Consider the following 26481-nt stretch of genomic DNA (forward strand, 5'->3'; position numbering starts at 1 on the left):
GGGGCGCTTATAAGCGCTGCCGTTTGTCCGATGTCATTGTGGGCGGCCGTACCCAGGGTCTATAAAGGCAGTATCCACTTGGAGATGCCATGAATTCACCCACCGCCTCACGTAAAACAACAGCACGGCCTGCGCGCAAGCGGGTCAGCCCGGCAAAGTCGGCACAGCAGCGCCAGGCCGCGCACAACACCGCCCACAACAAGGTTGCGCAAGGCGACATTCCGCCGCATCTCACGCCTGCTGGCGTGCGCAAGTTCGTGATCGATCAGTCGCAAGAAGCGGCGCAGCAGGCTGAACTGGCGGCGCTCGACACCATCCTCAAAGGCCCGCCGCCTGCAGACCTCCACAACGAAGGCGTGCAAGCCATTCTGGAGGGTGACGCCCCCGACGATGCAGCGGCCATGCGGGCGGCGCTGGGCATGCCGGCGGGCGAGCCCGCCCCGCAACACACCAGTGATGAGCTGGCCGAAGACTGGCGCAAGGGCGGCTATCCCTACAAATTCAAGATGCTGCGGCGAGATTACGAGCGGCAGAAATTCGTGTTGCAAACCGAGCTGCTCAAGCTGCAGGCTTGGGTGAAGGAAAGCCGACAGCGTGTGATCATTCTGTTCGAGGGGCGCGACGCAGCGGGCAAGGGCGGCACCATCAAACGGGTGATGGAGCACCTCAACCCCCGTGGCGCGCGCGTGGTGGCGCTCGAAAAACCTAGCGAGGTCGAACGCGGCCAGTGGTATTTCCAGCGCTATGTGCAGCATCTGCCCACGGCCGGCGAGATCGTGCTGTTTGACCGCTCTTGGTACAACCGGGCTGGGGTCGAGCGCGTGATGGGGTTTTGCACCGACGCCGAGTACCACGAATTTCTGCGCCAAGCGCCGGAGTTCGAGCGCAATCTGGTGCGCAGCGGCATTCACCTCATCAAGTTCTGGTTCTCAGTCAGCCAGGACGAGCAGCGCCGCCGCTTCAAGGAGCGACAGGTGCACCCGCTCAAGCAGTGGAAGCTGTCGCCCATCGACATGGCCTCGCTCGACAAGTGGGACGACTACACCCGCGCCAAGGAGGCCATGTTCTTCCACACCGACACGGCCGATTCCCCCTGGACGGTGGTGAAGTCGAACGACAAGAAGCGCGCGCGCCTCAACGCCATGCGCTACGTGCTGCATTCGCTGCCCTACACCGGCAAGGATGTGACGCGCATCGGCGAGGTGGACAACCTCATCGTCGGCCGCGCCAACTTCATTCACGAGCGCGGTGAGCACGATCTGAGCAAGGGCGAGTACGTCTGATCACCCTGATCTGATTTTTCGACTTATGCCCCGCCGAAACGCTGCGCGAACGCGCGCTGCAAAACCGCATCCACCTCTGGCAGGCGCGCACCGAGGCTGACCAGCATGGCGTCGTCGGCTGGGCGCTGCGCGGCAGACCAGGCGGATTGCGGCCAGTAAGCGTCCCAGCGCCAGCGTGCGATGACATGCCAGTGCAGATGCGGCACTACATTGCCCAGGCTGGCGAGGTTGATTTTGTCGGGTGCCAGCGTTTCGCGCAGCGACTGCTCGGCCAGCGCCACCGCGTCCAGGCAGGTCAGGCGCTGCAGCGCAGTCAAGTCGCTGAACTCGGCCACATGCGCGTTCCACACCACCCGGTAAAACGCCGGAAGCAGGGCGTCGTCTGCCCGGATCAGGCGGAATTCCGCACCGCGCCAGATCAGCCGCCCGCCGTCGGTCTTACAGAGTGCGCAGGCCGTCTCGCTCGACATCGCTCACGCGCGCTGCGCCGCGCCCACCATGATCACCGGCCCGGTCGGCAGGCCTGTGGGAGAACCACCGGGCGGCTCCACGCTGACGGCAAACGCCTTGGCCTGCGACAGATGCGACTGCGCCGACTCGGGAATGGGGTAGCGGCTCTGCCCCGCCGCCACGACGCCCAAAGAAATGGGGGCGCCCTGCGTGGGCAACAGCCAGAGCTGGTAGCTCTTGCCGCTGGGTGGCGTCATGGCGCCAACAGCCGTCAAAGTCAGCTTGCCGTTCTGCACCGTCACAACGGCGGCCTGCCCGCCCGCGCCGTGCATCAATGCCGCCATCTGTACTGGCGCGGCCGTACCACGGCCGACCTCCGGGTTCTGCACCAGCACCACGACTGAAAAGGCCACCGCAGCCACGGCCACGCCGCCGAGCCACAGAGACAAGCGCCGCCAGGCTTCAACGCTCCAGGAAGTCGACTTGCCAGCCCCCGCAGGCTGAGTCGCGCGCGGGGAATCGAGGCGCGCGGTGATGCCCTGCCAGACCGAGTCGGACGGCTGACCGATTTGCGCTGCCGACAGCAAGCTGGCATCGAGCCGCGTGCGCCAGCCTTGCACCGCTTGGGCAAACTCAGGGCTCTGCTCCAGCAAACGCTGGGCGCGACGCTGCGCAGCCGGGCTGAGCCCGCCTGTGAGCCAGTCGGCCGCCAGCCGGTCGAGCAGATCGCTGTTGCGGTAGCGTGCGGGCAGCGTCACCTTGCGCCCTCCCCCAGACAGTCGCGCAAAAACAGCACCGCGCGCCGGATCAGCGTTTTCACCGTGCCCAGCGGCAGAGCGCGCTCGCGGGCGACTTCGGCGTGCGACTGCCCCAAGACATACGCCGCCGCGAGCAGATCACGCTGGCGGGGTTGCAACTGTCCCAAACAATCCTCCATCGGTTGGCCCTGCAAGCGGGCTTCGAGCAGCGCTTCAGGCGTGCGGTCATCCGCGATCTCGGGCGGATCATCCGCCTCATCGCCCTGCAGTGAAACGACATACTGCGCCTCGCGCTTGTTGGCGCGCAGGCGATCGAGGCAGGTGTTGCGCACCAGCGCGGAAATCCAGGCCTCCGGGCTGCCCAAAGCGGGCCGGTAGCTTGCGGCCTGATGCCAGACCTTCACATACGCATCCTGCATGGCCTCTTCGGCAAACGACCGGTCGCGCAGCAGCCGCAGGCAGATCGCCCAGGCCCGGTTTTGCGTGGCCGCGTATAACTGGCTGAACGCATCGCGGTCGGCCAGGGCGGTGTAGGCAAGCAGGGATTGCAGGTCGGGCATGAGCGCAGCGTGAGGGGCAATCCGGCTTTCGCAGCGCCGCCCGATGAAGGCGTGCCGCAAAGCAGGCGGGTTTGCGACGAATGTTACCGACATCGCGCCGCACCCGCTGTCCGGGATGCCCCCGGCGATCAGGCGATGAACGCCGCAGGCACCGGGTCTTTGCCCAAGGCGTTGAGCAGAATGGCCCAATGCATGGTCTCGTCACCCATGATGCTGGCCGCGGCCTTGGCGAGATCTTTGTTGTGGAATTGCGGCACCGCGCCCAGATACGCACTGGCCGCGCCCTTTTCCAGCCCGGCGGCGAATTCCAGCACGTCGGCCTGCGATTTGAGCGAGGCTGTGGGGAAGCCGAACTCAGCGGGCTTCTTGGCCATGACCGGCGTGCCGCCCAGCTTGCCGATGGTGGACGACAGTACCTCGGCATGCGCCTTGTGCTGTCCCTGGAACTTCACGGCCACGGCGAGCACCGGCTTTTCCAGCAAACCCGATTCGGCGCCGACCTGATAGGCAGCGATGGCCTGATATTCCAGCCCGAGTGCGACGTTGAGAATGGCGATGTCGTCCGTGGTCGACTGGGACATCGTCCCTGCCCAGCTCGTTGCTGGTGCCAGCGCGCTGGAAGCGGCCAGCCCCGCGGCGAACAGGCCGCCGACGCGGAAGAACTGACGGCGGCTGGCACCCTGCCCGCTGGAATCCTCGGGGGCGGCGGAAGGGGAAAGGGCGGTGTGGACTACGGCTTGCGTGCGTTGCATGGTGATACCTCCTGAAAGGGAAAAAACGAGAACAGCGCGGTCTGTGCGGCTGTTGCTCGAATTACGCGCCAGCGGGCAAAACGGATTCAAACCGCGCGATTCATTTATCCCAGATCAAAAGATTGCAATTCCGGCATATCGGGCTGGGAAGTTTTTGCGTCTTGTCACTTTTGCAACTGTATGTATCTGCAACCATGCGCTCCTGATCGATCCGTTTCGCACACCGACTGGAGTGTTCGTCATGCCGTTTACCCACCGCTTCGCGCCTGCCGCCCGCTTCGGCTTCTGGCTTCGTCTGGCCGCTGTCTGCGCGGTTGCGACCAGCGCCCCGCCAGCCCTGGCCAACCCTGCTGCGTCTATCCCTCCGTCGGCGCCGCAGTCGGCAATAGCCGAGGTCGACATCCACTCGCCTTACCGCGTGGTGCCCAAAATGCCTACAGGCGCAAAAACCACGGCGGATCACAGCAAGTTCAAGGAATTGCAGGGTCCGTTCAAAAGCGGCTCCGAGGTCACCGCCGCCTGCCTGAGTTGCCACACCGAGGCGGCCAAGCAGATCAAGGGCACCATCCACTGGAAGTGGGAGGAGGTGGAGCAGGACTCCAAGCGTATCGTCGGCAAGAACAAGGTGATGAACAACTTCTGCGTGTCCACGCCGAGCAACCAGCAGTTCTGCACCGGCTGTCATGTCGGCTACGGCGATGCGAAAAGCGGCGAGTTCGTCGCCTTCAGCAAACGCCCCGATACCGATGTGGACTGCCTGGTCTGCCACGACCAGACCGGCAAATACGTCAAAGCGCCGTATCAGTCGGGCAACCCGCCCACCACCCGCATCGAAATGCCGCCTGGCTCGGGCAAGTTCATCGAACCGATCGATCTGGCCCTGATCGCGCAGCATGTGGGCGCGCCCTCGCGCGCCAACTGTGGCACCTGCCACTTCAACGGCGGCGGAGGAGACGGCGTGAAGCATGGCGACCTGGACAGCTCGCTGATTAATCCGCCCAAATCACTCGACGTGCACATGGCCAAGGACGGGCTGAACTTCCAGTGCCAGACCTGCCACGCCACCGGCGGACACGAGGTCAGCGGCAGCCACTACAAGCTCGACGCCAAGCACGAGGGCGGACAGTATGTGCGCGGCAGCCAACACAATATGGGCAGCGCGGCAAGCTGCCAGTCCTGCCACGGCGACACCCCGCACAAGGGCAATCTGGCGCAGGACCTGAACATGCACACCCGCAATATCGCCTGCCAGACCTGCCACATCCCCGAGTTCGCCCGCGGCGGCGTGCCCACCAAAATGGAATGGGACTATTCCAAGGCGGGCCAGCGCGGCCCGGACGGCAAGCCCCTGGTCATCAAGGACGAGCACGGCCACCCCACTTACCTCGGCATCAAAGGCCAGTTCAAGCTGGGTGAAAACGTCGTGCCCGACTACACCTGGTTCAACGGCGCGGTGAAGTGGATGAACATCGGCGAGAAGGTGACGCCCAACAAAGACGGCGTCGTCGCCATCAACCAGTACGGCGGCAGCGCTACCGATGGCAAATCACGCATCTGGCCGGTGAAGACCATGAAGGGCACCCAGCCCTACGACCCGGAGATGCACCGCCTGCTCGCCATCCACAACGCAGGCTTCGACGATGCGGCCTACTGGCACACCATGGACTGGCAGAAGTCCATCGCCGCCGGCATGAAGGAGGCGGGGCTGGAATGGTCGGGCAAGTACGAATTCGTCAAGACCACTACCACCTGGCCGATCACGCATATGGTCGCACCCAAGGACAAGGCGCTGAGCTGCGCGCAATGCCACAGCAACAACGGTCGGCTGGAAAAGATCGACGGCATCTACATCCCGGGTCGCGACAAAGACCATCAGAACTGGATCGAGACCATCGGCCTGGGCGTTGCCGGGCTGAGTCTGGCCGGGGTGATGGTGCATGGCGGCATCCGCAGTTTTCTGTGGCTGCGCCGCCGCAACAAACCCGGAAGCAAGAGCCACTGACCCGCAGCCCGCAGTGCAACCTCACACAGACACTTCGAGGAATTCGTCATGTCACACAAAAAACACGTCATCCTGTTCAAGCGGTTCGAGCGCTTCTGGCACTGGAGCCAGGCCGGGCTGATCATCCTGCTGATGGTGACCGGCTTTCGCATCCACGGCCTGTATGACCTCGGCGTGGAGTTCCTTACCGCGCTGCGCATTCACACCTTTGCGGCTTGGGCGCTGGTGACCCTGTGGGTGTTCGCCATCTTCTGGCACTTCACCACCGGGGAATGGAAGCAATACATCCCCACATTCGACAAGATTTTTCTGGTCGCACGGCATTACGCCTATGGCATGTTCCGCGGCGAGGAACATCCCTATCACCAGACCGTCGCGCGCAAGCACAACCCGCTGCAGCGTCTGGCCTATCTGTGGGTGAAGCTGATGATCAATCCCATCATCTGGATCAGCGGCATCTGGCTGCTGTTCTTCGCCGACTGGGGCGCCTGGCCCATCTGGAAGCAATGGGGCATCAGCCTGCAGACTGTGGCCTGGGCGCACACCATCGGCGCTTACATGATGCTGATTTTTTTCATCATCCACGTCTATCTCACCACCACGGGCCACACGCCGCTGGCGCACATCATGGCCATGATCCGCGGCTATGAAGACGAGCCGGTGCATCACCATCCGCGGGCCAAGGCCGCCCCCTCGGTTGCTCCCACGGCCACGCTCACGCCGGGCGAAAACGTCTAGGGCCTGTTAACGCTATTGATGCCCCCGCGCCGGGGTCTGGGCGGAGGCAATGCGAGGCGCAGGCCGCGCCATGGTGTATTGCACCACAAGCGGACTGCAACGTGGCAGTGCGCCGCCCAGACCCCCGGCCCGAAGGGTTGCCCCCAGACGGGGCGTCTGCGGCGTTGTCGGTGCGAGGCAAGGCGACCAGCCTTGCCTCGCACCTCCGCCTTGCATCCCTCCCCGTCTGGGGGCAACGCGGGGGCATCAATAGCGTGAACAGGCCCTAATCAGAACGCGGTGGACATTGCGCGCCGCACCCCGGCGGCGCGCATCTGCGCCCAGGCCTGATCCAGCGAGCCGTTGAGATCGATGGCGCGGCAGGCGTCTTCCACCACGGTCACCTCAAAACCTGCAGCCCGAGCGTCCAGCGCGCTCCAGGCCACGCAGAAATCCGTGGCCAATCCGCACAACACCAGTTCGCGCACCTCCAGCTCGCGCAGATAGCCCGTCAAGCCGGTGGGCGTGCTGCGGTCGGCTTCCATGAAGGCTGAGTAACTGTCGATGCCGGCCCGCCAGCCTTTGCGAATGAGGACTTGAGCGTGCGCAATGTGCAGATCGGGGTGCAGGGCAGCGTCGCGTGTACCTTGAATGCAATGATCCGGCCACAGCACCTGCGGGCCGTAGGGCAAGGTAATGGTCTCGAAAGGCTGCCGCCCCGGATGCGCGCTGGCAAACGACGCATGGCCCGGCGGGTGCCAGTCCTGCGTCAACACCACCTGCGAAAACTTGGCCGCCAGCCGGTTGATCACCGGCACCACGGCTTCGCCATCCGGCACCGGCAGGCCGCCTCCAGTGCAAAAGCCGTTCTGCACATCGATCACCAGCAGCACGGGCGCAGGCTTCATGCTCACACCAGCACGCGCTCGATGCCGCCGTTGTTCGCAGCCTTGACGTAGTCGGCCATCCAGTCTTCGCCGATGAGGTGACGCGCCATTTCGATCACGATGTAGTCGGCTTCGAGCAAGCCATGCTGCAGATCGTTGCCATACCGCGTGAGCCCCTGCAGGCAGGACGGACAGGAAGTCAGAATCTTGATGTCCCCGGCAAAACCATCGGCGCGCAGCGCCAGCTCGTTCTTGCGCAGCTCTTCTTCCTTGCGGAAACGCACCTGGGTGGCGATGTCGGGCCGTGAGATGCCAAACGTGCCGCTCTCGCCGCAGCAGCGCTCGCTCTTAACCACGCCGTCGCCCAGCAGCGCCTTGACCGTTTTCATCGGCTCCTGCGTTTTCATCGGGCTGTGGCAGGGGTCGTGATAGAGGTACTTGACCTCGCCCGCCGCGCCGCCGAGGCTGAGGCTATAGCCCTTCTCCAGCAGGAATTCGTGGATGTCGATGATGCGGCAGCCCGGAAAAATTTTCTCGAATTCATAGCCCTGCAACTGGTCGTAGCAGGTGCCGCAGCTCACTACCACGGTCTTGATGTCGAGATAGTTGAGGGTGTTGGCCACGCGGTGGAACAGCACCCGGTTGTCGGTGATGATCTTCTCCGCCTTGTCGAACTGCCCCGAGCCGCGCTGCGGATAACCGCAGCACAGATAGCCCGGCGGCAGCACGGTCTGCACCCCCGCATGCCACAGCATGGCCTGCGTCGCCAGCCCGACCTGGCTGAATAAGCGTTCTGAGCCGCAGCCCGGAAAATAGAACACCGCCTCACTGTCCACCGAGGTGCCGCGCGGGTTGCGGATGATGGGCACGAAATCCTTGTCTTCGATGTCGAGCAGCGCGCGCGCGGTTTTTTTCGGCAGGCCGCCCGGCATGGGCTTGTTGACGAAGTGAATCACCTGCTCGCGGATCGGCGGCTTGCCCACCGTGAGCTTAGGCGCCGCAGTCTGCGCCCGGGCGACGGGTTTGAGCAGGCGCGTGGCCAGGCGCTGCGCCTTGAAGCCCACGTCCACCATGGCGCTGCGCACCAGCTTGATGGTCTGCGGATTGGTTGCATTGAGGAAGAACATCGCCGCCGCGTTGCCCGGCTTGAAGCTCTTCTTGCCCATTTTGCGCAGCAGGTTGCGCATATTCATGGTGACATCGCCGAAGTCGATGTCCACCGGGCAGGGCGTCACGCACTTGTGGCAAACCGTGCAGTGGTCGGCCACGTCTTCAAACTCTTCCCAATGCCGGATGCTCACCCCGCGCCGGGTCTGCTCTTCGTACAGGAAGGCCTCGATCAGCAGCGAGGTGGCGAGAATCTTGTCGCGCGGCGAATACAGCAGATTGGCGCGCGGCACATGCGTGGCGCACACGCTCTTGCACTTGCCGCAGCGCAGGCAGTCCTTCACCGAGGCGCTGATGGCGCCGATGTCGCTTTGCTGCATGATGAGCGACTCGTGCCCCATCAGGTTGAAGCTGGGCGTGTAAGCGTTGCGCAGATCAGCCGGATACGCCGGATCGTCGAGCAGCTTGCCCTTGTTGAAACGCCCTTCGGGATCGACTTCGCGCTTATAGGCGCGGAAAGCGCCGATCTCGGCTTCGGTGAGAAACTCCAGCTTGGTGATGCCGATGCCGTGCTCGCCCGAGATCACCCCGCCCAGGCTGCGCGCCAGCGCCATGATGCGGGCCACCGCGTCGTGCGCCTGCTGCAGCATCGAATAGTCGTCGGAGTTGACCGGGATATTGGTGTGCACATTGCCGTCGCCCGCGTGCATGTGCAGCGCCACCCAGGCGCGGCTCTTGAGCACGCGCTGATGAATGGCGTCGATCTCGCGGCGCAGCGGTTCGAACAAGCCGCCGGAAAACACCGCCGCCAAAGGCTTGCGCAACTCGGCCTTCCAAGAGGCGCGCAGGGAATGATCCTGCAGCAGGTGGAACAGGGTGCGGTCTTCAGCACTTGCCCCCGCAGGCAGCGCCAGCAATGCGGGCGATGCAGACAACAGCGCGCGCTGTGCATCGGGCAGTTCCGCCAAAGGCCTGTCGAGCTGATCGAGATAGAACGACCAGCGCGCATGCACTGCCGCCAGCAGTTCCAGCGCCTGGGCGCGCTTGGCCTCCAGGTCTTCCTTGGACAGCGCAGGCTCGCCATCGGCCAGCTCTTCGTTGCGCGCCAGCGGCAGCGTGCCGCGCAGCGTCCGGTCGATCTCGGCTACCAGCGCCAGCTTGTTTTTCAGCGACAGCTCGACGTTGATGTGTTCGATGCCATCAACATATTCGCCCATGCGCGGCAGCGGAATCACCACGTCTTCATTGATCTTGAAGGCATTGGTGTGACGGGCAATGGCCGCAGTGCGCTTGCGGTCGAGCCAGAATTTTTTGCGCGCTTCGGCACTCACCGCGATGAAGCCTTCGCCCACCCGCGCATTGGCCATGCGCACCACTTCAGAGGCGGCGCGGGCCACGGCGGCTTCATCTTCGCCGACGATGTCGCCGAACAGCACCATCTTGGGCAGGGTGCCGCGCGCGCTCTTGGTGGCGTATCCCACGGCCTTCAGGTACCGGTCGTCCAGATGCTCCAGGCCCGCCAGAATGGCGCCGCCCGGCCGCGCGTCGAGAAAGGTCTTGATCTCGACAATGCTGGGAATGGCCTCGCGCGCCTGGCCGAAAAATTCCAGGCAGACGGTGCGCACATGCGGCGGCATTTTGTGCAGCACCCAGCGGGCGCTGGTGATGATGCCGTCGCAACCTTCCTTTTGCACGCCCGGCAGGCCCGCGAGGAATTTGTCGGTCACGTCCTTGCCCAGCCCCTCTTTGCGGAAGCGCACGCCGGGAATTTCCAGCAGCCGCTGCTCCAGCAAGGTCACGCCGTCGGCCGCCAAGGTGCGCACCTCGAAGCGGGCCACATCCACATCGTGAATCTTGCCCAGGTTGTGGTCGAGCCGCTGCACCTCCACCCAGCGGCCCTGTGGATCGACCATGCGCCAGGACGCGAGGTTGTCGATGGCTGTACCCCACAGCACGGCTTTTTTGCCACCCGCATTCATCGCCACATTGCCGCCCACGCAGGAGGCGTCGGCCGAGGTGGGATCGACGGCGAACACCAGTCCGGCGGCGTCGGCCGCGTCGGAGACGCGCTGCGTCACCACCCCGGCCGGGGTCTGGATGGTGGGCACGGGATGGGCCACGCCGGGCAGTTCGAGGTATTCGACCGTGCCGATGCGGTCGAGCTTTTCGGTATTGATCACCGCGCTCTTCCACACCAGCGGAATGGCGCCGCCGGTATAGCCGGTGCCGCCACCGCGCGGGATGATGGTCAGCCCGAGCTCGATGCAGCCCCGCACCAACCCGGCAATCTCGTCCTCACTGTCGGGACAGAGCACGACGAAGGGATATTCCACCCGCCAGTCGGTGGCGTCGGTCACATGCGACACCCGCGCCATGCCGTCGAAGCGGATCGCGCCCTGCGCGCTGTGCCGTCCCAGCACCTTGCGGGCGCGCTGGCGCAGCGCCGCGGCCTCGTCGAACCAGGCGGCGAAGGCGGCTACGGCCCCACGGGCGCGGTCGAGCAACTGGCGCACCAGGGCGTCGCGCTGCGCATCCGAGTTGCCACTGTGCGCGCTGTCGTCGCGGCGGCGGTCGATTTCGCGCAGGCGGTGTTCGAGCGCACCGATCAGCGCGGCACGCCGTTTGCGGCTCTGCAACAAATCGTCCTGCAAAAACGGGTTGCGCTGCACCACCCAGATGTCGCCCAGCACTTCGTACAACATGCGCGCCGAACGCCCGGTGCGACGTTCCTGCCGCAACTGGTTGAGCCAGTCCCAGGCTTGCTCGCCGAGCAGGCGCATGACCACTTCGCGGTCGGAGAAGGAGGTGTAGTTGTACGGAATTTCGCGCAGGCGGGGGGCGGCATCGGCCGCGTCTGCGCCCAAGGCGGGCATCAATTCAGGAGCGTGTGAAGCGGGGGCGTTCATCGCAGCGGCGTCCGGCAGGCGGAGCGGGGGAGATAAACCGCCATTGTAGGGAGGCTGTTATTTCCATATGAGAACAACGCTCAGGGCATTTTCGTGACAAATTTCACGCAAGCGCCGATCAGATGGTGCAACACAACAAACTCGGGAAATCCCTAGCTTCTATGCTGTCCGCATGGAAAATCTCAAACTCGCCGAACTGATGAGCGCCCTCAGTCACGCGCTCGACATGACCGAGGGCCAGCCCGAAGGCCACTGCGTGCGCTGCGCCTGGATCGGCATGTCGGTCGGTCGAGAAATCGGCCTGCCCGCTCCGCAGCAATGGGAGCTGTACTACACCCTGCTGCTCAAAGACCTGGGCTGCAGCAGCAATGCCGCGCGCATCTGCGAGCTCTACCTCGCCGACGATCTGCAGTTCAAGCGCGACTTCAAGCTGCTCGACGGCAGCCTGCCGCATGTGCTGCGCTTCGTGCTCGATCACACGGGTCTGCGCAGCGGCCTGGCCGAGCGCTTTCGCGCCACGCTCAACATCTTTCGCAATGGCAGTGACATCGCGCAGGAACTCATTCAGACCCGCTGCCAGCGCGGCGCCGACATTGCGCGGCAACTGCGCTTTCCCGAAAACGTCGCCCAAGGCATCCACGGACTGGATGAACATTGGGATGGCAGCGGCAAACCCGAAGGTCTGACAGGCGAGCACATTCCGCTCTACGCCCGGCTGGCCTTGCTGTCGCAGGTGGTCGATGTGTTTTTCACCGCCAGCGGCCCGGCCGAGGCGCGCGAGGAAATCCGCCGTCGGCGAGGCGGCTGGTTCGACCCTGCACTGGTCGATGCCTTTCTCGCCCTCTCGGAGCGCGAAGGCTTCTGGCAGACGCTGCGCGCCCCCGATCTCGACCACCAGGTTCTCGCACTGGAGCCCGCGCAATGCTGCGTGCCGCTGGACGAAGACTATCTGGACGAAATCGCCGCCGCCTTCGGTCAGATTGTCGATGCCAAAAGCCCCTACACCGCCGGACACAGCGCCCGCGTGGCGCTCTATGCCGACCACATCGCCACCCAGCTTGATTTCGCGCCCGAGCGCCGCCGCTGGCTGTACCGCGGCGCGCTGCTGCACGACGTGGGCAAGCTCGGCGTGAGCAATGCGATACTCGACAAGGCCGGAAAACTCGACACGGCCGAATGGCAGGCCGTGCAGATGCATGCCACCTACACCGAGCGCATTCTGGGACGGATCAGCGCCTTCTCCGAGCTGGCCCGCGTCAGCGCCGCGCATCACGAGCGGCTCGACGGCACCGGCTACCCGCGCCGCCTTACCGCGGAACACATTGCGCTGGAAACCCGCATCATCACCACCGCCGACATCTTCGACGCCATTTCCGCCGACCGGCCCTACCGCGGCGCCGTGCCCATCCCGGAAACCCTGCAGATCATGTCCAAGACCGTGGGCACCGCACTCGACCCCCAGTGTTTCGACGCGTTGTGCAAAGCCGTGGAACTGCTGGAGCGCCCGATACCGGAACCCATGGCCCTCGCCGCCTGAAGTGCAGCGCTGCTAGGGGAGCACCGCACAGAGAGGCACCGTCTCAGCGCTGGGCTGGCATGGCCACATAAATTTCCACACGCCGGTTTGCGGCGCGGCCCTGTGCCGTGGCGTTGCTCGCCACCGGGTTTTGCGGGCCCAGGCCCTGGGTGGTGACGCGCTGCGGCGCCACGCCGCGCGACACCAGGAAATTCTTTACCGTCAGCGCGCGGTTTTCAGAAAGCGGGTAGTTGATCGCGTCGGTTCCCGTGTTGTCGGTGAAACCGAACACCTGCACGGTTTCAGAAGGGTTCTGATTCAGGCCGGTGGCCAGGCTTTCCAGAATGGGATACATGCGCGGGTTGAGCTGCGCGCTGCCCGTGGCAAAGCCTGCATCGGCCGGCACGTTCATCTTGAGACGATTGTCCTGCGTTTGCGTGACCTGCACGCCCGTCCCCGAGGCCTGCGCCTGAGCCTGCAAGTCCTGCTTTTGCTTCTCCAGATGCTGATTCCACAAATAGCCGCCCAAGGCGCCCACTGCCGCACCCGCTACCGCGCCAGTTGCGGCGCTCTTGCCGGTGTTGCCGCCCGCCGTCAAAGCGCCGATCACAGCCCCGGCAGCGGCGCCGATGCCCGCACCGGAGGCGGTGGTTTTCTGCGACTCATTCATGTTCGCGCAGCCGCCCAGCGACAGCGCGACGAGGCTGGCGGAGAGAACGACTGCCAGGGTTTTTTGGGACTTCATGAAGGGCTCCTTGTGCCAATGTGAAGAGGTCATGCCTTGTGACAAGTTTAGACGGGTTGGGAGGCGGATGAGGAACTGTGATGTCGAATTTTCAGTCTATGCTTGAAGCATGACAGGGTAGAAAGTCATCTCATGAACCGCGCCACTCCAACATCCCCATCCCCCGGCCGAAGCGCGTCAGACCATCAACCGCACTGGACGCTGGACTGGATCGATTACCCGCGTATCCGCACCGAGTCGGTTCACGACAACGTCGAACTGTTCTATCTGCTGGCCAGCGCTTCTTTTGTCGAGTCGGGCTCGGAAACCTACACCCGTAATCTGGTCGAACATTTCGACGCCTATCCCGCTATTTCCGACTGGCTGCAGCATCAGTGGGAACCGGAGGAACTGCAGCACGGCCGCGCGCTCAAGACCTATGTGCAGACCGTCTGGCCCGAGTTCGACTGGGAGGCAGCCTACGCTTCTTTTTTCAGCGAATACTCGCGCCTGTGCACCGTCGAAGAACTTGAAGACGACCGCGCACTGGAGCTCGTCGCCCGTTGTGTGGTGGAAACCGGCACGGCCACTTACTACCAGACCCTGCGCGACTTCACTTGCGAGCCGGTTCTCAACGAACTGGCCGAGCACATTCGTGTCGACGAGGTGCAGCACTACAAGCACTTTTACCGCTACTTCAAAGAGATCAACGCCGAGCGCAATCTGTCGCGCGCACGCATTCTCGGCGCGCTCAAGCGTCGGCTGGCTGAACTGCGCACCAGCGATTCCGATATCGCGCTGCGTCACGTCTGGCTGTTCCAGCCCCACTTCGATGCAGTCGGCGATGTACCTTTCGAGCATATCTGCCAACGTCTGTACCACCATGTGGGCGCGCGGCTTCCGATGGAGCAGGCGGTGAAGATGCTGCTCAAGCCGCTGGCGCTGCCGCACCGTATGGAGCATTTGATCGAGCGGCCTTTGACCCATCTGGCGCGGCGGGTGATGGCCGCGTGAATTCGGGCGCGAAAGCCCGCCGCGAGCTTCGTGGTTTCTCCCGTTGCACAGCAGGTGGATAACGCTCCGGCACATACCCGAGCGTCCTAGTCGGGCAAAGCATTTCGCCCGCTTTCACCCTTCAGAACCACGGCCTATATTGCGATGGTCAAAGCCGCATCAGGCCCGTTCGCAGTAAGTACCGGGCGTGCAGCGCGGTCAAGTGGCTCAGATGTCCATAACAATCGAGGAGATGCAAGATGCAAAAGTCCCTGCATATCGACCCTGACAAGTGCACGGGTTGCCTGCAATGCGAGATGGCCTGCTCGTATGAAAACTACGGAATTTTCAACACCTCAAAAAGCCGCATCAAGGTGTTCGACTTCCATGAGACTGGCCGCAAGGTGCCCTACACCTGCACCCAGTGCGACGAAGCCTGGTGTCTGCACGCCTGCCCGGTAGAGGCCATCAAACTCGACGCCGCCACGGGCGCCAAGGTCGTGCTCGAAAATGTTTGCGTGGGCTGCAAGGTCTGCACCATCGCCTGCCCATTCGGCACGGTGAACTATGTCGCCGATACCGGCAAGGTGCAAAAGTGCGACTTGTGCGGTGGCGAGCCGGCCTGCGCCGAAGCTTGCCCCACTGGCGCCATCACCTATATCGATGCCAGCTGGACCGGCTTGTCGCGCATGCAGCAATGGGCCGACAAGCTGGGCAACCAGAACGCCGCGGCCTGACCGCAACCACATTGAGGAGACGACCATGACCTGGGCCGGAAAAATTCTGCGCGTGAACCTCACGCAAGGCACCATCAAGAGCGAGCCGCTGAATAGGCAGTGGGCGCGCGAGTACATCGGCCAGCGCGGGCTGGCGACCAAGTATTTCGTCGAGGAGGTCGACGCCAAGGTCGATCCGCTCTCGCCCGACAACAAGCTGATTTACGCCACCGGGCCGCTCACCGGCACCATGGCGTCCACCGGCGGGCGCTATTCGGTGATTACCAAAGGCGCGCTGACCGGCGCAATCGCCTGCTCCAATTCGGGCGGCTACTTCGGCGCCGAGCTGAAGATGGCGGGCTGGGACATGATCATCGTCGAAGGCAAATCGCCCAAGCCGGTGTATCTGTCCATCGAGAACGACAAGGCCGAACTGCTCGACGCCTCGCCGATCTGGGGCAAGACCGTGTGGGAAACCGAGCCCTGGATCAAGAACCATCACCAAGACCCGCTGATCCGCGTCAGCTCCATCGGCCGTGCGGGTGAAAACGGGGTGATGTATGCGGCCATCGTCAACGATCTGCACCGCGCCGCCGGTCGCTCGGGCGTGGGCACGGTGATGGGTAGCAAGAACCTCAAGGCCATCGCGGTGCGTGGCACCCTGGGCGTGGGCAATGTGCGCGACCCCAAGGCGTTCATGGCTGCGGTCAACGCAGGCAAAAAAGTGCTGCACGACAACGCCGTCACCGGCCAGGGTCTGCCCAAATACGGCACCCAGGTGTTGATGAACGTGATCAACGAAATCGGCGCCCTGCCCACGCGTAACCACCGCGACGTGCAATTCGAAGGCGCGAAAGACATCTCCGGCGAGGCCATGCACGAGCCGCGCAAAACCGATGGCAAGCCCAATCTGGTCACCAACCAGGCGTGCTTTGGCTGCACCATCGCCTGCGGCCGCATCAGCAAGATCGACGAACACCATTTCAGCGTCGAGAACAAGCCGCAGTATTGGGGCGCATCGGGCGGTCTGGAATATGAAGCCGCCTGGGCGTTGGGCTCGGCCAACGGCGTGAGCGACCTCGAGGCACTGACCTACGCCAACTTCCTCTGCAACGAAGACGGCATGGACCCCATCACTTTCGGCGCCACCGTGGGCGCGGTGATGGAGCTGTACGACATGGGCCTGCTGACCAAGGAACAACTCGGCGTGGAAGCGCCATTCGGCTCGGCCAAGGCGCTGACCTACTTCGCCGAAATCACCGCCCGCGGCGAGGGCTTCGGCAAGGAACTGGCGCTGGGCAGCAAACGCCTGACGGCCAAGTACGGCCACCCGGAACTGAGCATGAGCGTCAAGGGCCAAGAGTTCCCGGCCTACGACTCGCGTGGCATTCAAGGCATGGGTCTGGCCTACGCGACCAGCAACCGCGGCGCCTGCCATCTGCGCGGTTACACGGTGGCTTCGGAAGTGCTGGGCATTCCGGTCAAGACTGACCCGCTCGTGGCCGACGGCAAACCCGAACTGGTCAAGGCGTTTCAGGACGCCACCGCCGTGTTCGACTCTGCCGGCATCTGCCTCTTCACCAGTTTCGCCTGGACGCTGGCCGACGTGCAGCCGCAGCTTGCCGCCGCCTGCCTGGAAGAGTTCACCATGGACGAGTTGAACACCATAGGCGAGCGCATCTGGAACATGGAGCGCGACTACAACAACCGCGCGGGCTTCACCGCCAAAGACGACACCTTGCCGCCGCGTCTGCTCAAAGAGCCCGCCAAGACCGGCCCGGCCAAGGGGCTGACCAACAAGCTGCCCGAGATGCTGCCCCGGTATTACGAGCTGCGCGGCTGGACTCCGGAAGGCACGCTCAAGCCCGAAACCCGCACGCGGCTCGGGCTTTGACTGGAGCCCCCTCCCCACGCGTGGGGAGGGTTGTGCACCCACCACCTCCCCTACGGTTTGGGGGGATGGTGGACGGCGTGAGATCGGCTCGGAATCGAGGCAGACCCCATGAAACATCACATCATCATCGGTAACGGCCCCGCGGGTGTCGTTGCTGCAGAAACCCTGCGCAAGCACAGCGCCACCGAAGACACCATCACCCTGATCGGCGACGAAGAAGGGCCGCCGTATTCGCGCATGGCGATTCCCTACCTGCTGCACGGCGACATCACCGAGCGCGGCACCTGGCTGCGCAAAGACCCGCAGCACTTCAGGCAGATCGGCGTCAGCCAGCGCCATGCGCGGGTGAAGTCGCTCGACGCGGCGCGCAAAACCCTCACCCTCGAATCCGGTGAAACGCTGTCCTTCGACACCCTGCTGATCGCCACCGGGTCCACGCCGACGCTGCCGCGCATTCCCGGCATTCACGCTCAGCGGGTGCATACCTGCTGGACACTGGAAGACGCCCGCGCCATCACCCAGTTCGCCGTGCCCGGCGCGCGGGTCATCCAGCTCGGTGCGGGCTTCATCGGCTGCATCATCATGGAAAGTCTGGTGCGCCGCCGGGTGCAGCTCACCGTGGTGGAAATGGGCGACCGCATGGTGCCGCGCATGATGGGCGAAACCGCCGGCGGCATGATCCGCGACTGGGTGCAGGGCAAGGGCGTGACGGTGCACACCGGCGCGCGCATCGAGTCCATCGAATCCAACCCCAGCGACATAGCCGCCCCGCTGGCCGTGCGCCTGTCCACCGGCGAACGTCTGCCCGCCGATCTGGTGATTTCGGCGGCCGGCGTCAAGCCCAATATCGGTTTTCTCGAAGGCTCTAGCGTGCATTGCCTGCAAGGCGTGCTCACCGATGAACACCTGCAGACCAATGTTCCCGGCATCTTTGCCGCTGGAGATTGCGCCGAGGCGTTCGACATGCTTTACGGCAAGCCGATGGTCAGCGCCATCCAGCCCAACGCGGTCGATCAGGCTTATGTCGCAGCCATGAATATGGCCGGTCGGCGCACCCAGCTGCGCGGAGTGACGCAGATCAACGTGCTCGACACCCTGGGACTAATCTCCAGCAGCTTCGGCCAATGGCAGGGCGTGAAAGGAGGGCAAGGCGTGGAGCTGACCGACCGGGCAGGATACAAACACCTCAGCCTGCAATTCGAGGGCGATGTGATGGTGGGCAGCAACAGCATCGGCACGACGCAGCACATCGGCGTATTGCGCGGCTTGGTCGAAGGCCGGGTCAAGCTCGGCGCCTGGAAAGACCGCCTGCTGGCCGACCCCACCCGCCTGATGGAAGCCTACCTCGCCAGCGCGCAGGCGCAAGACCGTCGCGGCGATACGGTGCATCATTGAAGGCGAGTCACTCCCTCATGGATGCGCCCACCTCATCCCCTCTTGCCCAGGCTCAGCCTCAGACTGGCGTGCAAATCACGCTCAAGCTGATGGCCACCTTGACGGACTATCTGCCGCAGCCGCGGCAGGGCCATCAGATCACACTCAACATCGCGCCGGGCACCACCATTCAAGACGTGGTGGAGCGCTTTCGCCTGCCCTGGAAGCTGGTGCATCTGGTTCTGGTGAATGGTGTTTATATCGCGCCCGACCAGCGCGACACCCGCGTGCTACAGGAAGGTGAAACCCTGGCGATCTGGCCGCCCGTCGCTGGAGGCTGAGCACACTTCATGTACGGCCTAGGCGCCCCTGCTCATTGCGAACTCGATATGGCCATCACCCGCAGCGCGTTTGCGCGGCAGCTGACGATGGCGTTCCCCACTCTGCGCGCCGACGGCCCACAGGCTTACTCAGGGCATGATGCAGGTTGCGACTGGCACATCCGCCTGCATCCTGCCGAGCCCACCCGGCTGGGGCTGATCGTGCTCGAACGCTGGCTGGCCGAGGTGTCGCTCACTGCCGCAGACCCCGCCAAGCGCAGGGCGTGGTGGCAGCAGTTCACCGCCCATTTTCAAAAAGGCGGGGGGTAGCGCCCATCAAGCTCTGCGCATCAAGCTGCACCTGCTCGGCGCTTCGCAGAATGTCTTGCAGAATCTGCGGCACCTCGAAAACCGCCCGGTTGCGATACGCGGCCACGCGCGCGCGGCTCGCGGCAAGATCGTCGAGAAACGCGGGCAGCGCCGCCTCGATGCCGCGAAAGCTTGGCAGCACCAAGCCGAAGCCATTTTCACGCACCCAATCGGTGTTGTAGCGCTCCTGCGGCATAGTCCACGCGTTGCGCGTGACGATCACCGGCAGGCCCAGATGCAGCGCCTCGCTCAAGGAACCGGGGCCCGGCTTGCCGATGAAAAAATCGCCCAGCCGCATCACCTCGGCCACGGCGCTGGTAAAGCCCATCACATGGCGCGGCGCGGTAGTCGGCAAGGCGCGCAATTTGGTCGCCAGCTTGGCGTTGTGACCGCACATGAAAATGAGTTGAACATCGGGCAGGCGCTCGGCGATGGCCAGCATGCTGCGCGAGCCGTGCCCCCCGAACATCACCACCCCCACCGGACGCTGCGGATCAAAACCCATGGCCTGCAGACTGGCCGCCCGGTCGAAATCTACCGGCTCGGCGTAGAAATCGGGGCGAATGATCATGCCCGAGGTCGCATGCACTTTCTCGGCATCGAACCCGGCCTGCAAAGCCTGCTGCACGGCATGCGCCGAGCCGCAGATGAGGTGTTGGTCTTGCCCCTGTTCCATCCAGAAATGAGGCGGGAAATCGGCCAGATCGGTCAACAGGGTCACATAGGGCACGCCGGGCAAAGTGGCCGTCAGGCTCTCGAACAGCGAACGGTTGAAATTGGGAATCAGCGACACCACCAGATCGGGCTCGGTGCGCAGCCAATGCAGCTTGAGAATTTTGAGCAGGGTGGGATGCAGCAGCCGCAACGCCCCTTGCAGCAGCTTGAGTTCGTGCCGCAGGCCGATGGTGAGGCCGCGCGCCAATCGGGCGTTGTAATAGTCTTCCGGAGAGAAGGTGTATTTGCGTAGCGTGCCCTGCGGGTCGAGCACGTCGGTGAGGTTGACCAGCCGAACCTGCCAAGGCAAACCCGACTGCGCAATGCTTTTTTCCAGGGCCAGAGCCGAGGCGCGGTGGCCGCCTCCGGCGTTGAAATAAATCAGATCGATGTTTTTTGTGGGCATGATGTTTTGCAGCGAACCCGAAGATATCTACTTCATGTGACGAAATTACCACGTCATGGTTTCACGGTGCAGCGGTAATTTTGTAAATTTCGCGCAGTCCGGATTGAGAAAGTGCGCAAAATCAGGTTCCATATCGTGTGATGACGGAAATAAATCCGCTCTTCAGCCCCTTAGGAATATTGTGCAGAACGCTTTGCCGGTTTTACTCGCGACCGAGCAGACCCGCTTGGATGCGCCGGGCTGCTGAAGCCTGAAACGGCTTTAGGTTCCGTTTCAGCCCTTGAGGTTTTCCCACTGCAACACGGCGCCCGCCGGGGTGTCGGCGCGCAGGCGCTGGCCGATGACGGCATCCAGCTCGGCGGCGGGAATGCCGCTGGCGGGGCGGCGCAGTTGCAGGTGTTCGCGCTGCAGCACGGCGTCTGCGGGCAGGGCCGTGGCCAGCACCACGCTGCGGCGGGCCACGGCGCGCACGTCGATCTCGTCAGGCCGCGGGGCCTTGATGCCGTCGCCCAGCATGGTCTCGATGCGGCGGATGTCGCGCGCCAGCGCGGCGAACTCGGCCGGTTCGCTGGAAGCGCGATGGTCGGGGCCGGGTAGATTGCGGTCGAGGGTGATGTGCTTTTCGATTACGCAGGCGCCCAGGGCCACGGCGGCAAGCGCGGCGGCATTGCCCAGGCTGTGGTCGGAATAGCCGGTGGGCAGGCCGGTCTCAGTGCGCAGGGTGGCGATGGCGCGCAGATTGAGCGCGTCATCCGGCGCGGGGTAGGCGGAGGTGCATTGCAGCAGGGTGAGCGCAGAGGCCCCCACGCTCGTGCTTTGCCCTCGCTGCCCCCCGAGGGGGCTGCCCCCCCCGCCTTGGGGCGGCCCGGCAGCGGGGTCAGGCGTGTCTTCGCAGAGGGGTGAACCATATAGCGCCCACGCCGCCCGTACCCAGCCGACGGCCTGCTTGACTTCGGCCAGGGTGGCCATGCCGGTGGAGAGAATGAGCGGCAAGCCGGTGGCGGCGGCCTTGGCGAGCAGCGGGCGATTGACGATTTCGCCGGACGAAATTTTCAGCCGCCGCACGCCGAGGCTGACCAGCAGATCGACCGCGTCTTCCGAGAACGGGGTGGACATGAACTCGATGCCCACGCGCGCGCAATGCGTGGCGATGATCCGGTGTTGCTCGGCGCTGAGTTCGAGCTTGCGCAGCATGGCGAATTGATCGGTCTCGCCGGTGGCGCCTTGCTGGTAGGCGGCGGTGGCGGTGCCGGGCAGCGCGAGGTCTTCGGCGCGGAAGGTCTGAAACTTGACCGCGTCGGCCCCGGCGGCGCGGGCGGCGTCGACCAGTTGCAGCGCGAGGTCGAGTTGGCCGTTGTGGTTGACGCCGGCTTCGGCAATGAGCAAGACGCGGTTGTTGGGCATGTCAGTTCCGCACGGCCGTCCCGAAGGAACTGACACCCCCTCAGGGGGAGGCGAGCGTAGCGAGTCAGGGGGTTGTTTCATTCTAGGTTCCGGAGTTCTGCCGGGCATAGTGCCACTCGGCCAGGGCGAAGTCGTCGGCGGTGTCGATATCCACCGAGCGTTGCGGCGGCATGGCGTAAGCCGCTACGGGCACGCTCCACAGGCCGTGCTGCGCGGCGTGAGCCAGGGCTTCGCGCCGCCAGACGTAGATCGAACCATTGAGCGCCCAGACTTTGGGCGCTTGTTGCCGCGCACCCAGTCCGCCGCCCTTGCTGATGCTGACGCTGCCGTCGGGCTGCTCTTCGACGAGGTTGAAATAGGGGTTGAAGCCGCTGTCGAACACGCTGAGCACCAGCCCCGGCGCGTCCGGGGCGGCGGCGCGGGCGAGGCAGCCGTCGAGATCTGCGGGGATGCGCAGCGGCGAGGTGGGTTGCAGATCGACGATGCGGGTGATGGTCTGACCCTGCGCTTCGAGATAGGCCACGAGGTGTTCGATGACCGGAAGTTTGGGGGTGTCGTCGCGCGCCAGTTCCGCCGGGCGCAGATAAGGCACCACGGCGCCTGCCTCGCGGGAGATGCGCGCGATCTCTGGGTCGTCGGTGGACACATACACGGCGCTGATGGCGGGGTGCTGCAGCGCAAAGCGGATGCTGTGCGCGATAAGCGGCAGGCCCGCGAAGGGCAGGATGTTCTTGCCCGGCAGCCCTTTGCTGCCGCCGCGGGCGCAGATCGTGGCGATGGTGGTCATGGGCTCAGGCCGGGGTGGTTGGGGTGAGGTGTGGATGGGCTGCGAGCAGGGCCAGCGCCTGCTCGCTCACTTGGTCGGCGGCGGTGTTGGGCGCCCCCACGCTCGGGTTTTGCCCTCGCTGCCCCCCGAGGGGGTCATCCCCACCCCGGCCCTGCCCACAAGTGGAGAGGGAGCGGCCACTCCTCCCCCACGGCGTGGGGGAGGTTGGGAGGGGGAGACGCCCGCCTTGGAGCGGCCCGGCGGCGGGGCCGTCGCGGACGGCTGCGCGCTTCATGCTGGGCTGCGCGAGCAGGGGGGACAGCGTCTGCGGCAGATCGGTCAGGTGACACGCGGCATCGGCCACGCCCAGCGCGAGATAAGGTATCGCGGGCGCGGCGATGGAATCGAGCAGTTGCAGCACGCGCTTGCCCGCCAGATGGGCTTCGAGGGCGACGGTGGAGGTGCCGGTGATGACCGCGTCCACCGCGTGCAGCAGCGGGTGCAGCGGCTCGGACGGTAGGGACAGGCGGAGTTGCGGGTCGTCGTGCCGAGCAGGCAGGGTTTGCGAAGGGTGCGGCCGCACGATGAGGGTCCAGTCGGGATGCGCGCGCACGCTGTCGAGGCAAGCCTGCAGCACGCGTTCGGGCAGGCGCGGGTCGCCGCGGCGACCGGGAGAGGCCGGATGCGTGGCGGGCTCGGGCTGGAGCGCGAGCAGGATGAGGCGTTGCGGTGGGGCGCCCAGCTCGGCGCGCAGCGCGATTCCTGCCGCGCGGGTTTGCGGGGCATTGAGGGCGTCGAAGGCCGGGTTGCCGGTGACGGCGATGCGTTCGGGCGGCCATCCGGCCCGGACGAGGTTGTCGCGCACGGCTTCAGACAGCACGCAGACCCGGCTGGGATAGCGCTTGCGCGCGGCGAAGGCATCGCCTGGCAAGGCGAATAGGTCGAGCATGACCAGGCTGGGAATACCGGCCTCAGTGGCGGCAACGACCGCGGCAGATTCGCTGCGTGGTGAATTGGTCGCCAGCACCAGATCGGGCTGCAGATGGGCAACGATGCGGCGAAAAAAATGCAGCGGGTGGAAGCCTTGCCGACCTTTCGCCGCGAGCAGCGCATCGGCTGCGGCAACGCCGAGTTGCTGCCGCAGATCCCAGGCGTTGATGCCCAGATACGCCACGGTTTCGGCTTCAAGAATGTCGGGATGGGTGTTGCCCGGCTGCAGTGCGCGGCCCAGTGCCAGGGCCTGAGCTTGTTCTTCGGGCGATAGCAAGTGCAGCAGATCGGCGTACCCCAGCGGAGCCTCGCCGGCGTCGCGTGCCACGCGGGCCGCGGTGGTGAGAGCCAGCAGGGTGATGTCGAGATCGGGCTGCCGTGAGCGCAGGGCGCGCAGCACTGGCAGCATCATGGCGATGTGACCGCCGCCATAGGCCACGGCGAGGATGCGCTGCGCCCGGCTCATGCGGGAATCTCGGGCTCGAACTGCTGCGCCCACAGTTCCAGCGCGGCCAGCGCGCGCAGTTCGCGGGTGTGGTTCGCCGCGCCCGAGACATGGTCGTCGAAAAGCTTGCGTACCGTGTCGGCTTCGAACAGCCGCGCGCCGAGCGCCTGCGGGGCGAACAGCAATTCGGCCAGCCAGGCCTTGCGCGGCCCGCGAAACCACTCGCCGATGGGGACGGTGAACATCTGCTTCTTGCGGTGCGCGAGGTCGGCGCCGATGAGGGGCTCGACCGCGCGTTTGAACCAGTGCTTCTTGTCGCAGTCCTTCAGCTTGGTGTCGCCGGGCGCGCGGAAGGCGAACTCCATCATGCGCCAATCGAGAAAGGGCGTGCGCGCCTCCAGTGACACCGACATGCCCATGCGGTCGGGCTTGACGAGGTTGTTGCCGGGCAGCAGCAACATCATGTCCAGAAACAGCATCTGGTTGACGCGGTCGAAGTGCGACGCCTGCTCGAACCAGGGCGCGGCTACGTCGCGCTCGCTGTCCACATCGGCCAGCTTGGCGCGCAGCCAGGGCTGCAGCAGCGCCGCACGGGCTTGCGCGCCGAACAGGCCGGTGTGCTCCACGTAGTGCCGCGCGAAGTCGGCCGCGGGCAGGTCGCGCAGCGCGGGGTCGGCCATGAAGCTGGCGTATTTGTCGTAACCGGCGAACAGCTCGTCGCCGCCGTCGCCGGTAAGCACGACTTTCACATCCTGAACGGCGAGTTGGCTGACGCTGCGCGTGGGCATGAACGAGGCGTCGCCGTGCGGCTGGTCGCAGTGCCATAGCACGCGGGCCCAGTCGTCGAGCATGTCGGGCTGCACGATGCGCTCGCGGTGCGTGGCGCCAAAGCGCTGCGCGGCCTCGCGGGCGTAGGGCGATTCGTCGTAGCGCGCATCGGGAAAGCCGATGCAGAAGGTGCGCGCAGGTTCGCGCACATGCCGCGCCATGAGCGCCACGACGGTGCTGGAATCGACCCCGCCCGAGAGAAAGGCGCCGAAGGGCACGTCGGCGCGCAGCCGCAGGCGCACCGCGTCGTCGAGCAGGTCGAGGAATTCTTCCTGCCACGCGCTGAAGGTTTGCGGCACGGGTGTCTGCTCCGCCAGGCTCCACCAGCGGCGGGCGTGGCTGCCGGCGCCATCGACAGTGAGCACCGTGCCCGGCATGACGTGGCGCACGCCCGCGAACAGGGTGAAGGGCGGCGGAACGTAGTTGTAGGCGAGGTAGTGCTGCAGCGCGGGCAGATCGAGCGTCGACCGGCCCGGCAGCGCGGCGAGCACGGCCTTGATCTCGGAGCCGAACAGTACCTGCCTGCCGTCGTCGTGCACGAACAGCGGTTTGACGCCGATGCGGTCGCGCACCAGATGCAGCCGAGGGTTTTCGGGATCGCGCCCGTCCCAGATGGCGATGGCGAACATGCCATTGAGCCGCGGCAGGAAGCCCAGCCCTTCGCGTTCAAACAACCGCAGCAAGACCTCGGTATCGCTGTGATCGGAGTGGAAGCGCACGCCCCGGCGCTGCAGTTCGGCGCGCAGTTCCACGTGGTTGAAAATCTCGCCGTTCTGCACCAGGGCGATTCGCCCGTCGTCGCTGACGAAGGGCTGGTGCCCACCGGCGAGGTCGATGATGGAGAGCCTTCGGTTGCCAATCGTCACGCCTGGAGCGGTGAAGGCGCCGCTGTCATCCGGGCCGCGATGGACGAGGCTGGCGTCCATCGCGGCGAGGGTTTGGTCGCGGAGAACGCGGCCGGTACGGTCGAAAAATCCATAAATTCCACACATGGCGGGATTGTCGCGCTTTGACGGCGCGGGTCAGTTTGACGGGTCAGTTGGCGTTGCGCCGGAACAGTTGCACCACGGTGAGGCCGATGATGCGCAGATCGACCAGCAGGCCGTGGTGTCTTGCATAGTCGAGATCGGCCTGCAGCCGTTGCTGCGGCGTGGCGCTCGAGCGGTAGAGGGCCTGCGCCAGCCCGGTGATGCCGGGGCGCACGCTGTGGCGTAGCGCCCATTGTTCCTCGGTGTAGTTGGCGCGCTGCGCTGGCACGTCGGGCCGTGGGCCGACCAGGCTCATGTCACCGCGCAACACGTTGAGCAGTTGCGGCAGTTCGTCTATGCTCGTGCGCCGCAGGATGCGGCCGACGCGGGTGATGCGGGGATCGTTTTGCGCGGTGCTGTGCGATCCCCGCTGCGCGGCGTCCACCACCATGCTGCGGAATTTGTAGAGCTTAAAGGGCTGCGTGCCCCGTCCCACGCGGGTCTGGGCGAACAGCACCGGGCGGCCGGAGTCCAGCCACACGGACAGCGCCGCCGCGAGCAGCACGGGCGAGAACAGCAACAGCGCCAGCAGCGCCAGCACGATGTCGAACAGACGTTTGGCCACGGAGGTT

General features: G+C 64.9%; 23 protein-coding genes. 10 read left to right on the forward strand and 13 right to left on the reverse strand.

Annotation, left to right across the window (positions count from 1 at the left end; all coding sequences use genetic code 11):
- The first annotated feature begins 89 nt into the window (after positions 1–89).
- Positions 90–1283 (forward strand): polyphosphate kinase 2, encoded by a 1194-nt coding sequence (gene ppk2, locus B3H47_RS03845; protein ID WP_286986101.1) that lies wholly within the window; start codon positions 90–92, stop codon positions 1281–1283.
- Positions 1284–1306: 23 nt separating this feature from the next.
- Here the strand turns inward: ppk2 and B3H47_RS03850 are convergent, their stop codons facing one another.
- The 4 genes from B3H47_RS03850 to B3H47_RS03865 all read right to left on the reverse strand — a co-directional run bounded on the left by B3H47_RS03850 (position 1307) and on the right by B3H47_RS03865 (position 3803).
- A complete protein-coding gene (locus B3H47_RS03850) occupies positions 1307–1753 on the reverse strand; it encodes an HIT family protein (protein ID WP_286986103.1) in 447 nt (148 codons plus the stop codon).
- A gap of 3 nt (positions 1754–1756) precedes the next feature.
- Complete coding sequence (locus B3H47_RS03855; protein ID WP_286986104.1) at positions 1757–2491, reverse strand: anti-sigma factor; 735 nt, start codon at positions 2489–2491, stop codon at positions 1757–1759.
- Positions 2488–3051, reverse strand: a complete 564-nt coding sequence (locus B3H47_RS03860; RefSeq protein ID WP_286986105.1) for a sigma-70 family RNA polymerase sigma factor — start codon at positions 3049–3051, stop codon at positions 2488–2490. Before B3H47_RS03860 ends, B3H47_RS03855 begins: the two co-directional genes overlap by 4 nt.
- A 128-nt stretch (positions 3052–3179) precedes the next feature.
- Positions 3180–3803, reverse strand: a complete 624-nt coding sequence (locus B3H47_RS03865) for a ferritin-like domain-containing protein (RefSeq protein WP_286986108.1) — start codon at positions 3801–3803, stop codon at positions 3180–3182.
- A gap of 241 nt (positions 3804–4044) precedes the next feature.
- Between B3H47_RS03865 and B3H47_RS03870 the strand changes: the two genes are divergently transcribed.
- Entirely contained in the window at positions 4045–5805 is a 1761-nt protein-coding gene (locus B3H47_RS03870) for a tetrathionate reductase family octaheme c-type cytochrome (RefSeq protein ID WP_286986109.1), read from the forward strand.
- Between the two features lie 48 nt (positions 5806–5853).
- A complete protein-coding gene (locus tag B3H47_RS03875) occupies positions 5854–6543 on the forward strand; it encodes a cytochrome b/b6 domain-containing protein (RefSeq protein WP_286986111.1) in 690 nt (229 codons plus the stop codon).
- A gap of 269 nt (positions 6544–6812) precedes the next feature.
- Here B3H47_RS03875 and pncA read toward each other — a convergent pair whose 3' ends face one another.
- Positions 6813–7430 carry a bifunctional nicotinamidase/pyrazinamidase gene (gene pncA, locus B3H47_RS03880; protein ID WP_156053465.1) on the reverse strand — a complete coding sequence of 206 codons (618 nt, stop codon included), beginning with the start codon at positions 7428–7430 and terminating at the stop codon, positions 6813–6815.
- A 2-nt stretch (positions 7431–7432) separates the two neighbouring features.
- Positions 7433–11422: a DUF3683 domain-containing protein gene (locus tag B3H47_RS03885; RefSeq protein WP_286986114.1), complete on the reverse strand. Its 3990-nt coding sequence runs from the start codon at positions 11420–11422 to the stop codon at positions 7433–7435.
- A 172-nt stretch (positions 11423–11594) separates the two neighbouring features.
- Here B3H47_RS03885 and B3H47_RS03890 point away from each other — a divergent pair, with 172 nt between their 5' ends.
- Positions 11595–12959 (forward strand): HD-GYP domain-containing protein, encoded by a 1365-nt coding sequence (locus B3H47_RS03890; protein WP_286986116.1) that lies wholly within the window; start codon positions 11595–11597, stop codon positions 12957–12959.
- A 43-nt stretch (positions 12960–13002) separates the two neighbouring features.
- Here B3H47_RS03890 and B3H47_RS03895 read toward each other — a convergent pair whose 3' ends face one another.
- Positions 13003–13683, reverse strand: coding sequence for an OmpA family protein (locus B3H47_RS03895; protein WP_013106923.1), 681 nt, complete (start codon positions 13681–13683; stop codon positions 13003–13005).
- Between the two features lie 132 nt (positions 13684–13815).
- Here B3H47_RS03895 and B3H47_RS03900 point away from each other — a divergent pair, with 132 nt between their 5' ends.
- The 6 genes from B3H47_RS03900 to B3H47_RS03925 all read left to right on the forward strand — a co-directional run bounded on the left by B3H47_RS03900 (position 13816) and on the right by B3H47_RS03925 (position 19289).
- Positions 13816–14676, forward strand: coding sequence for a ferritin-like domain-containing protein (locus tag B3H47_RS03900; protein WP_013106924.1), 861 nt, complete (start codon positions 13816–13818; stop codon positions 14674–14676).
- Between the two features lie 239 nt (positions 14677–14915).
- Positions 14916–15392, forward strand: coding sequence for a 4Fe-4S dicluster domain-containing protein (locus tag B3H47_RS03905; protein ID WP_013124126.1), 477 nt, complete (start codon positions 14916–14918; stop codon positions 15390–15392).
- A 25-nt stretch (positions 15393–15417) separates the two neighbouring features.
- Positions 15418–17265, forward strand: a complete 1848-nt coding sequence (locus tag B3H47_RS03910; RefSeq protein WP_286986119.1) for an aldehyde ferredoxin oxidoreductase family protein — start codon at positions 15418–15420, stop codon at positions 17263–17265.
- Between the two features lie 108 nt (positions 17266–17373).
- Entirely contained in the window at positions 17374–18660 is a 1287-nt protein-coding gene (locus B3H47_RS03915; protein ID WP_286986120.1) for an NAD(P)/FAD-dependent oxidoreductase, read from the forward strand.
- Positions 18661–18728: 68 nt separating this feature from the next.
- Positions 18729–18980, forward strand: coding sequence for a MoaD/ThiS family protein (locus tag B3H47_RS03920; protein WP_013107030.1), 252 nt, complete (start codon positions 18729–18731; stop codon positions 18978–18980).
- A gap of 48 nt (positions 18981–19028) precedes the next feature.
- Positions 19029–19289, forward strand: a complete 261-nt coding sequence (locus tag B3H47_RS03925; RefSeq protein ID WP_232054204.1) for a hypothetical protein — start codon at positions 19029–19031, stop codon at positions 19287–19289.
- Here B3H47_RS03925 and B3H47_RS03930 read toward each other — a convergent pair.
- The 6 genes from B3H47_RS03930 to B3H47_RS03955 all read right to left on the reverse strand — a co-directional run bounded on the left by B3H47_RS03930 (position 19258) and on the right by B3H47_RS03955 (position 26474).
- Positions 19258–20448, reverse strand: a complete 1191-nt coding sequence (locus B3H47_RS03930; protein WP_156053472.1) for a glycosyltransferase — start codon at positions 20446–20448, stop codon at positions 19258–19260. The genes B3H47_RS03925 and B3H47_RS03930 overlap by 32 nt on opposite strands.
- 273 nt (positions 20449–20721) lie before the next feature.
- Complete coding sequence (neuB, locus tag B3H47_RS03935) at positions 20722–21852, reverse strand: N-acetylneuraminate synthase (RefSeq protein WP_286986121.1); 1131 nt, start codon at positions 21850–21852, stop codon at positions 20722–20724.
- Positions 21853–21934: 82 nt separating this feature from the next.
- The gene (locus B3H47_RS03940; protein ID WP_286986125.1) at positions 21935–22639 is read right to left on the reverse strand and encodes a cytidylyltransferase domain-containing protein; all 705 of its coding nucleotides are present in this window, start codon (positions 22637–22639) and stop codon (positions 21935–21937) included.
- Between the two features lie 4 nt (positions 22640–22643).
- Positions 22644–24074 carry a UDP-glycosyltransferase gene (locus tag B3H47_RS03945; protein ID WP_286986127.1) on the reverse strand — a complete coding sequence of 477 codons (1431 nt, stop codon included), beginning with the start codon at positions 24072–24074 and terminating at the stop codon, positions 22644–22646.
- The gene (gene asnB / locus B3H47_RS03950; RefSeq protein WP_286986129.1) at positions 24071–25873 is read right to left on the reverse strand and encodes an asparagine synthase (glutamine-hydrolyzing); all 1803 of its coding nucleotides are present in this window, start codon (positions 25871–25873) and stop codon (positions 24071–24073) included. The genes B3H47_RS03945 and asnB overlap by 4 nt, the downstream gene beginning before the upstream one ends.
- 43 nt (positions 25874–25916) lie before the next feature.
- A complete protein-coding gene (locus B3H47_RS03955) occupies positions 25917–26474 on the reverse strand; it encodes a sugar transferase (RefSeq protein WP_286986131.1) in 558 nt (185 codons plus the stop codon).
- Between the last annotated feature and the right edge of the window lie 7 nt (positions 26475–26481).

The organism is Thiomonas sp. UBA7699 (genome assembly GCF_002482605.1).
GTDB lineage: Bacteria > Pseudomonadota > Gammaproteobacteria > Burkholderiales > Burkholderiaceae_C > Thiomonas > Thiomonas arsenitoxydans.

What these genes read in the sequence shown, in the direction of transcription:
- B3H47_RS03915 (WP_286986120.1), top strand. Translation starts at nt 17,374, where the DNA reads ATGAAACATCACATCATCATCGGTAACGGCCCCGCGGGTGTCGTTGCT.
- B3H47_RS03930 (WP_156053472.1), bottom strand. Translation starts at nt 20,448, where the DNA reads ATGCCCACAAAAAACATCGATCTGATTTATTTCAACGCCGGAGGCGGC.
- B3H47_RS03860 (WP_286986105.1), bottom strand. Translation starts at nt 3,051, where the DNA reads ATGCCCGACCTGCAATCCCTGCTTGCCTACACCGCCCTGGCCGACCGC.
- B3H47_RS03885 (WP_286986114.1), bottom strand. Translation starts at nt 11,422, where the DNA reads ATGAACGCCCCCGCTTCACACGCTCCTGAATTGATGCCCGCCTTGGGC.
- B3H47_RS03865 (WP_286986108.1), bottom strand. Translation starts at nt 3,803, where the DNA reads ATGCAACGCACGCAAGCCGTAGTCCACACCGCCCTTTCCCCTTCCGCC.
- neuB (WP_286986121.1), bottom strand. Translation starts at nt 21,852, where the DNA reads ATGCCCAACAACCGCGTCTTGCTCATTGCCGAAGCCGGCGTCAACCAC.
- B3H47_RS03910 (WP_286986119.1), top strand. Translation starts at nt 15,418, where the DNA reads ATGACCTGGGCCGGAAAAATTCTGCGCGTGAACCTCACGCAAGGCACC.
- B3H47_RS03905 (WP_013124126.1), top strand. Translation starts at nt 14,916, where the DNA reads ATGCAAAAGTCCCTGCATATCGACCCTGACAAGTGCACGGGTTGCCTG.
- ppk2 (WP_286986101.1), top strand. Translation starts at nt 90, where the DNA reads ATGAATTCACCCACCGCCTCACGTAAAACAACAGCACGGCCTGCGCGC.
- B3H47_RS03875 (WP_286986111.1), top strand. Translation starts at nt 5,854, where the DNA reads ATGTCACACAAAAAACACGTCATCCTGTTCAAGCGGTTCGAGCGCTTC.
- pncA (WP_156053465.1), bottom strand. Translation starts at nt 7,430, where the DNA reads ATGAAGCCTGCGCCCGTGCTGCTGGTGATCGATGTGCAGAACGGCTTT.
- B3H47_RS03940 (WP_286986125.1), bottom strand. Translation starts at nt 22,639, where the DNA reads ATGACCACCATCGCCACGATCTGCGCCCGCGGCGGCAGCAAAGGGCTG.
- B3H47_RS03890 (WP_286986116.1), top strand. Translation starts at nt 11,595, where the DNA reads ATGGAAAATCTCAAACTCGCCGAACTGATGAGCGCCCTCAGTCACGCG.
- B3H47_RS03850 (WP_286986103.1), bottom strand. Translation starts at nt 1,753, where the DNA reads ATGTCGAGCGAGACGGCCTGCGCACTCTGTAAGACCGACGGCGGGCGG.
- asnB (WP_286986129.1), bottom strand. Translation starts at nt 25,873, where the DNA reads ATGTGTGGAATTTATGGATTTTTCGACCGTACCGGCCGCGTTCTCCGC.
- B3H47_RS03895 (WP_013106923.1), bottom strand. Translation starts at nt 13,683, where the DNA reads ATGAAGTCCCAAAAAACCCTGGCAGTCGTTCTCTCCGCCAGCCTCGTC.
- B3H47_RS03945 (WP_286986127.1), bottom strand. Translation starts at nt 24,074, where the DNA reads ATGAGCCGGGCGCAGCGCATCCTCGCCGTGGCCTATGGCGGCGGTCAC.
- B3H47_RS03870 (WP_286986109.1), top strand. Translation starts at nt 4,045, where the DNA reads ATGCCGTTTACCCACCGCTTCGCGCCTGCCGCCCGCTTCGGCTTCTGG.
- B3H47_RS03900 (WP_013106924.1), top strand. Translation starts at nt 13,816, where the DNA reads ATGAACCGCGCCACTCCAACATCCCCATCCCCCGGCCGAAGCGCGTCA.
- B3H47_RS03925 (WP_232054204.1), top strand. Translation starts at nt 19,029, where the DNA reads ATGGCCATCACCCGCAGCGCGTTTGCGCGGCAGCTGACGATGGCGTTC.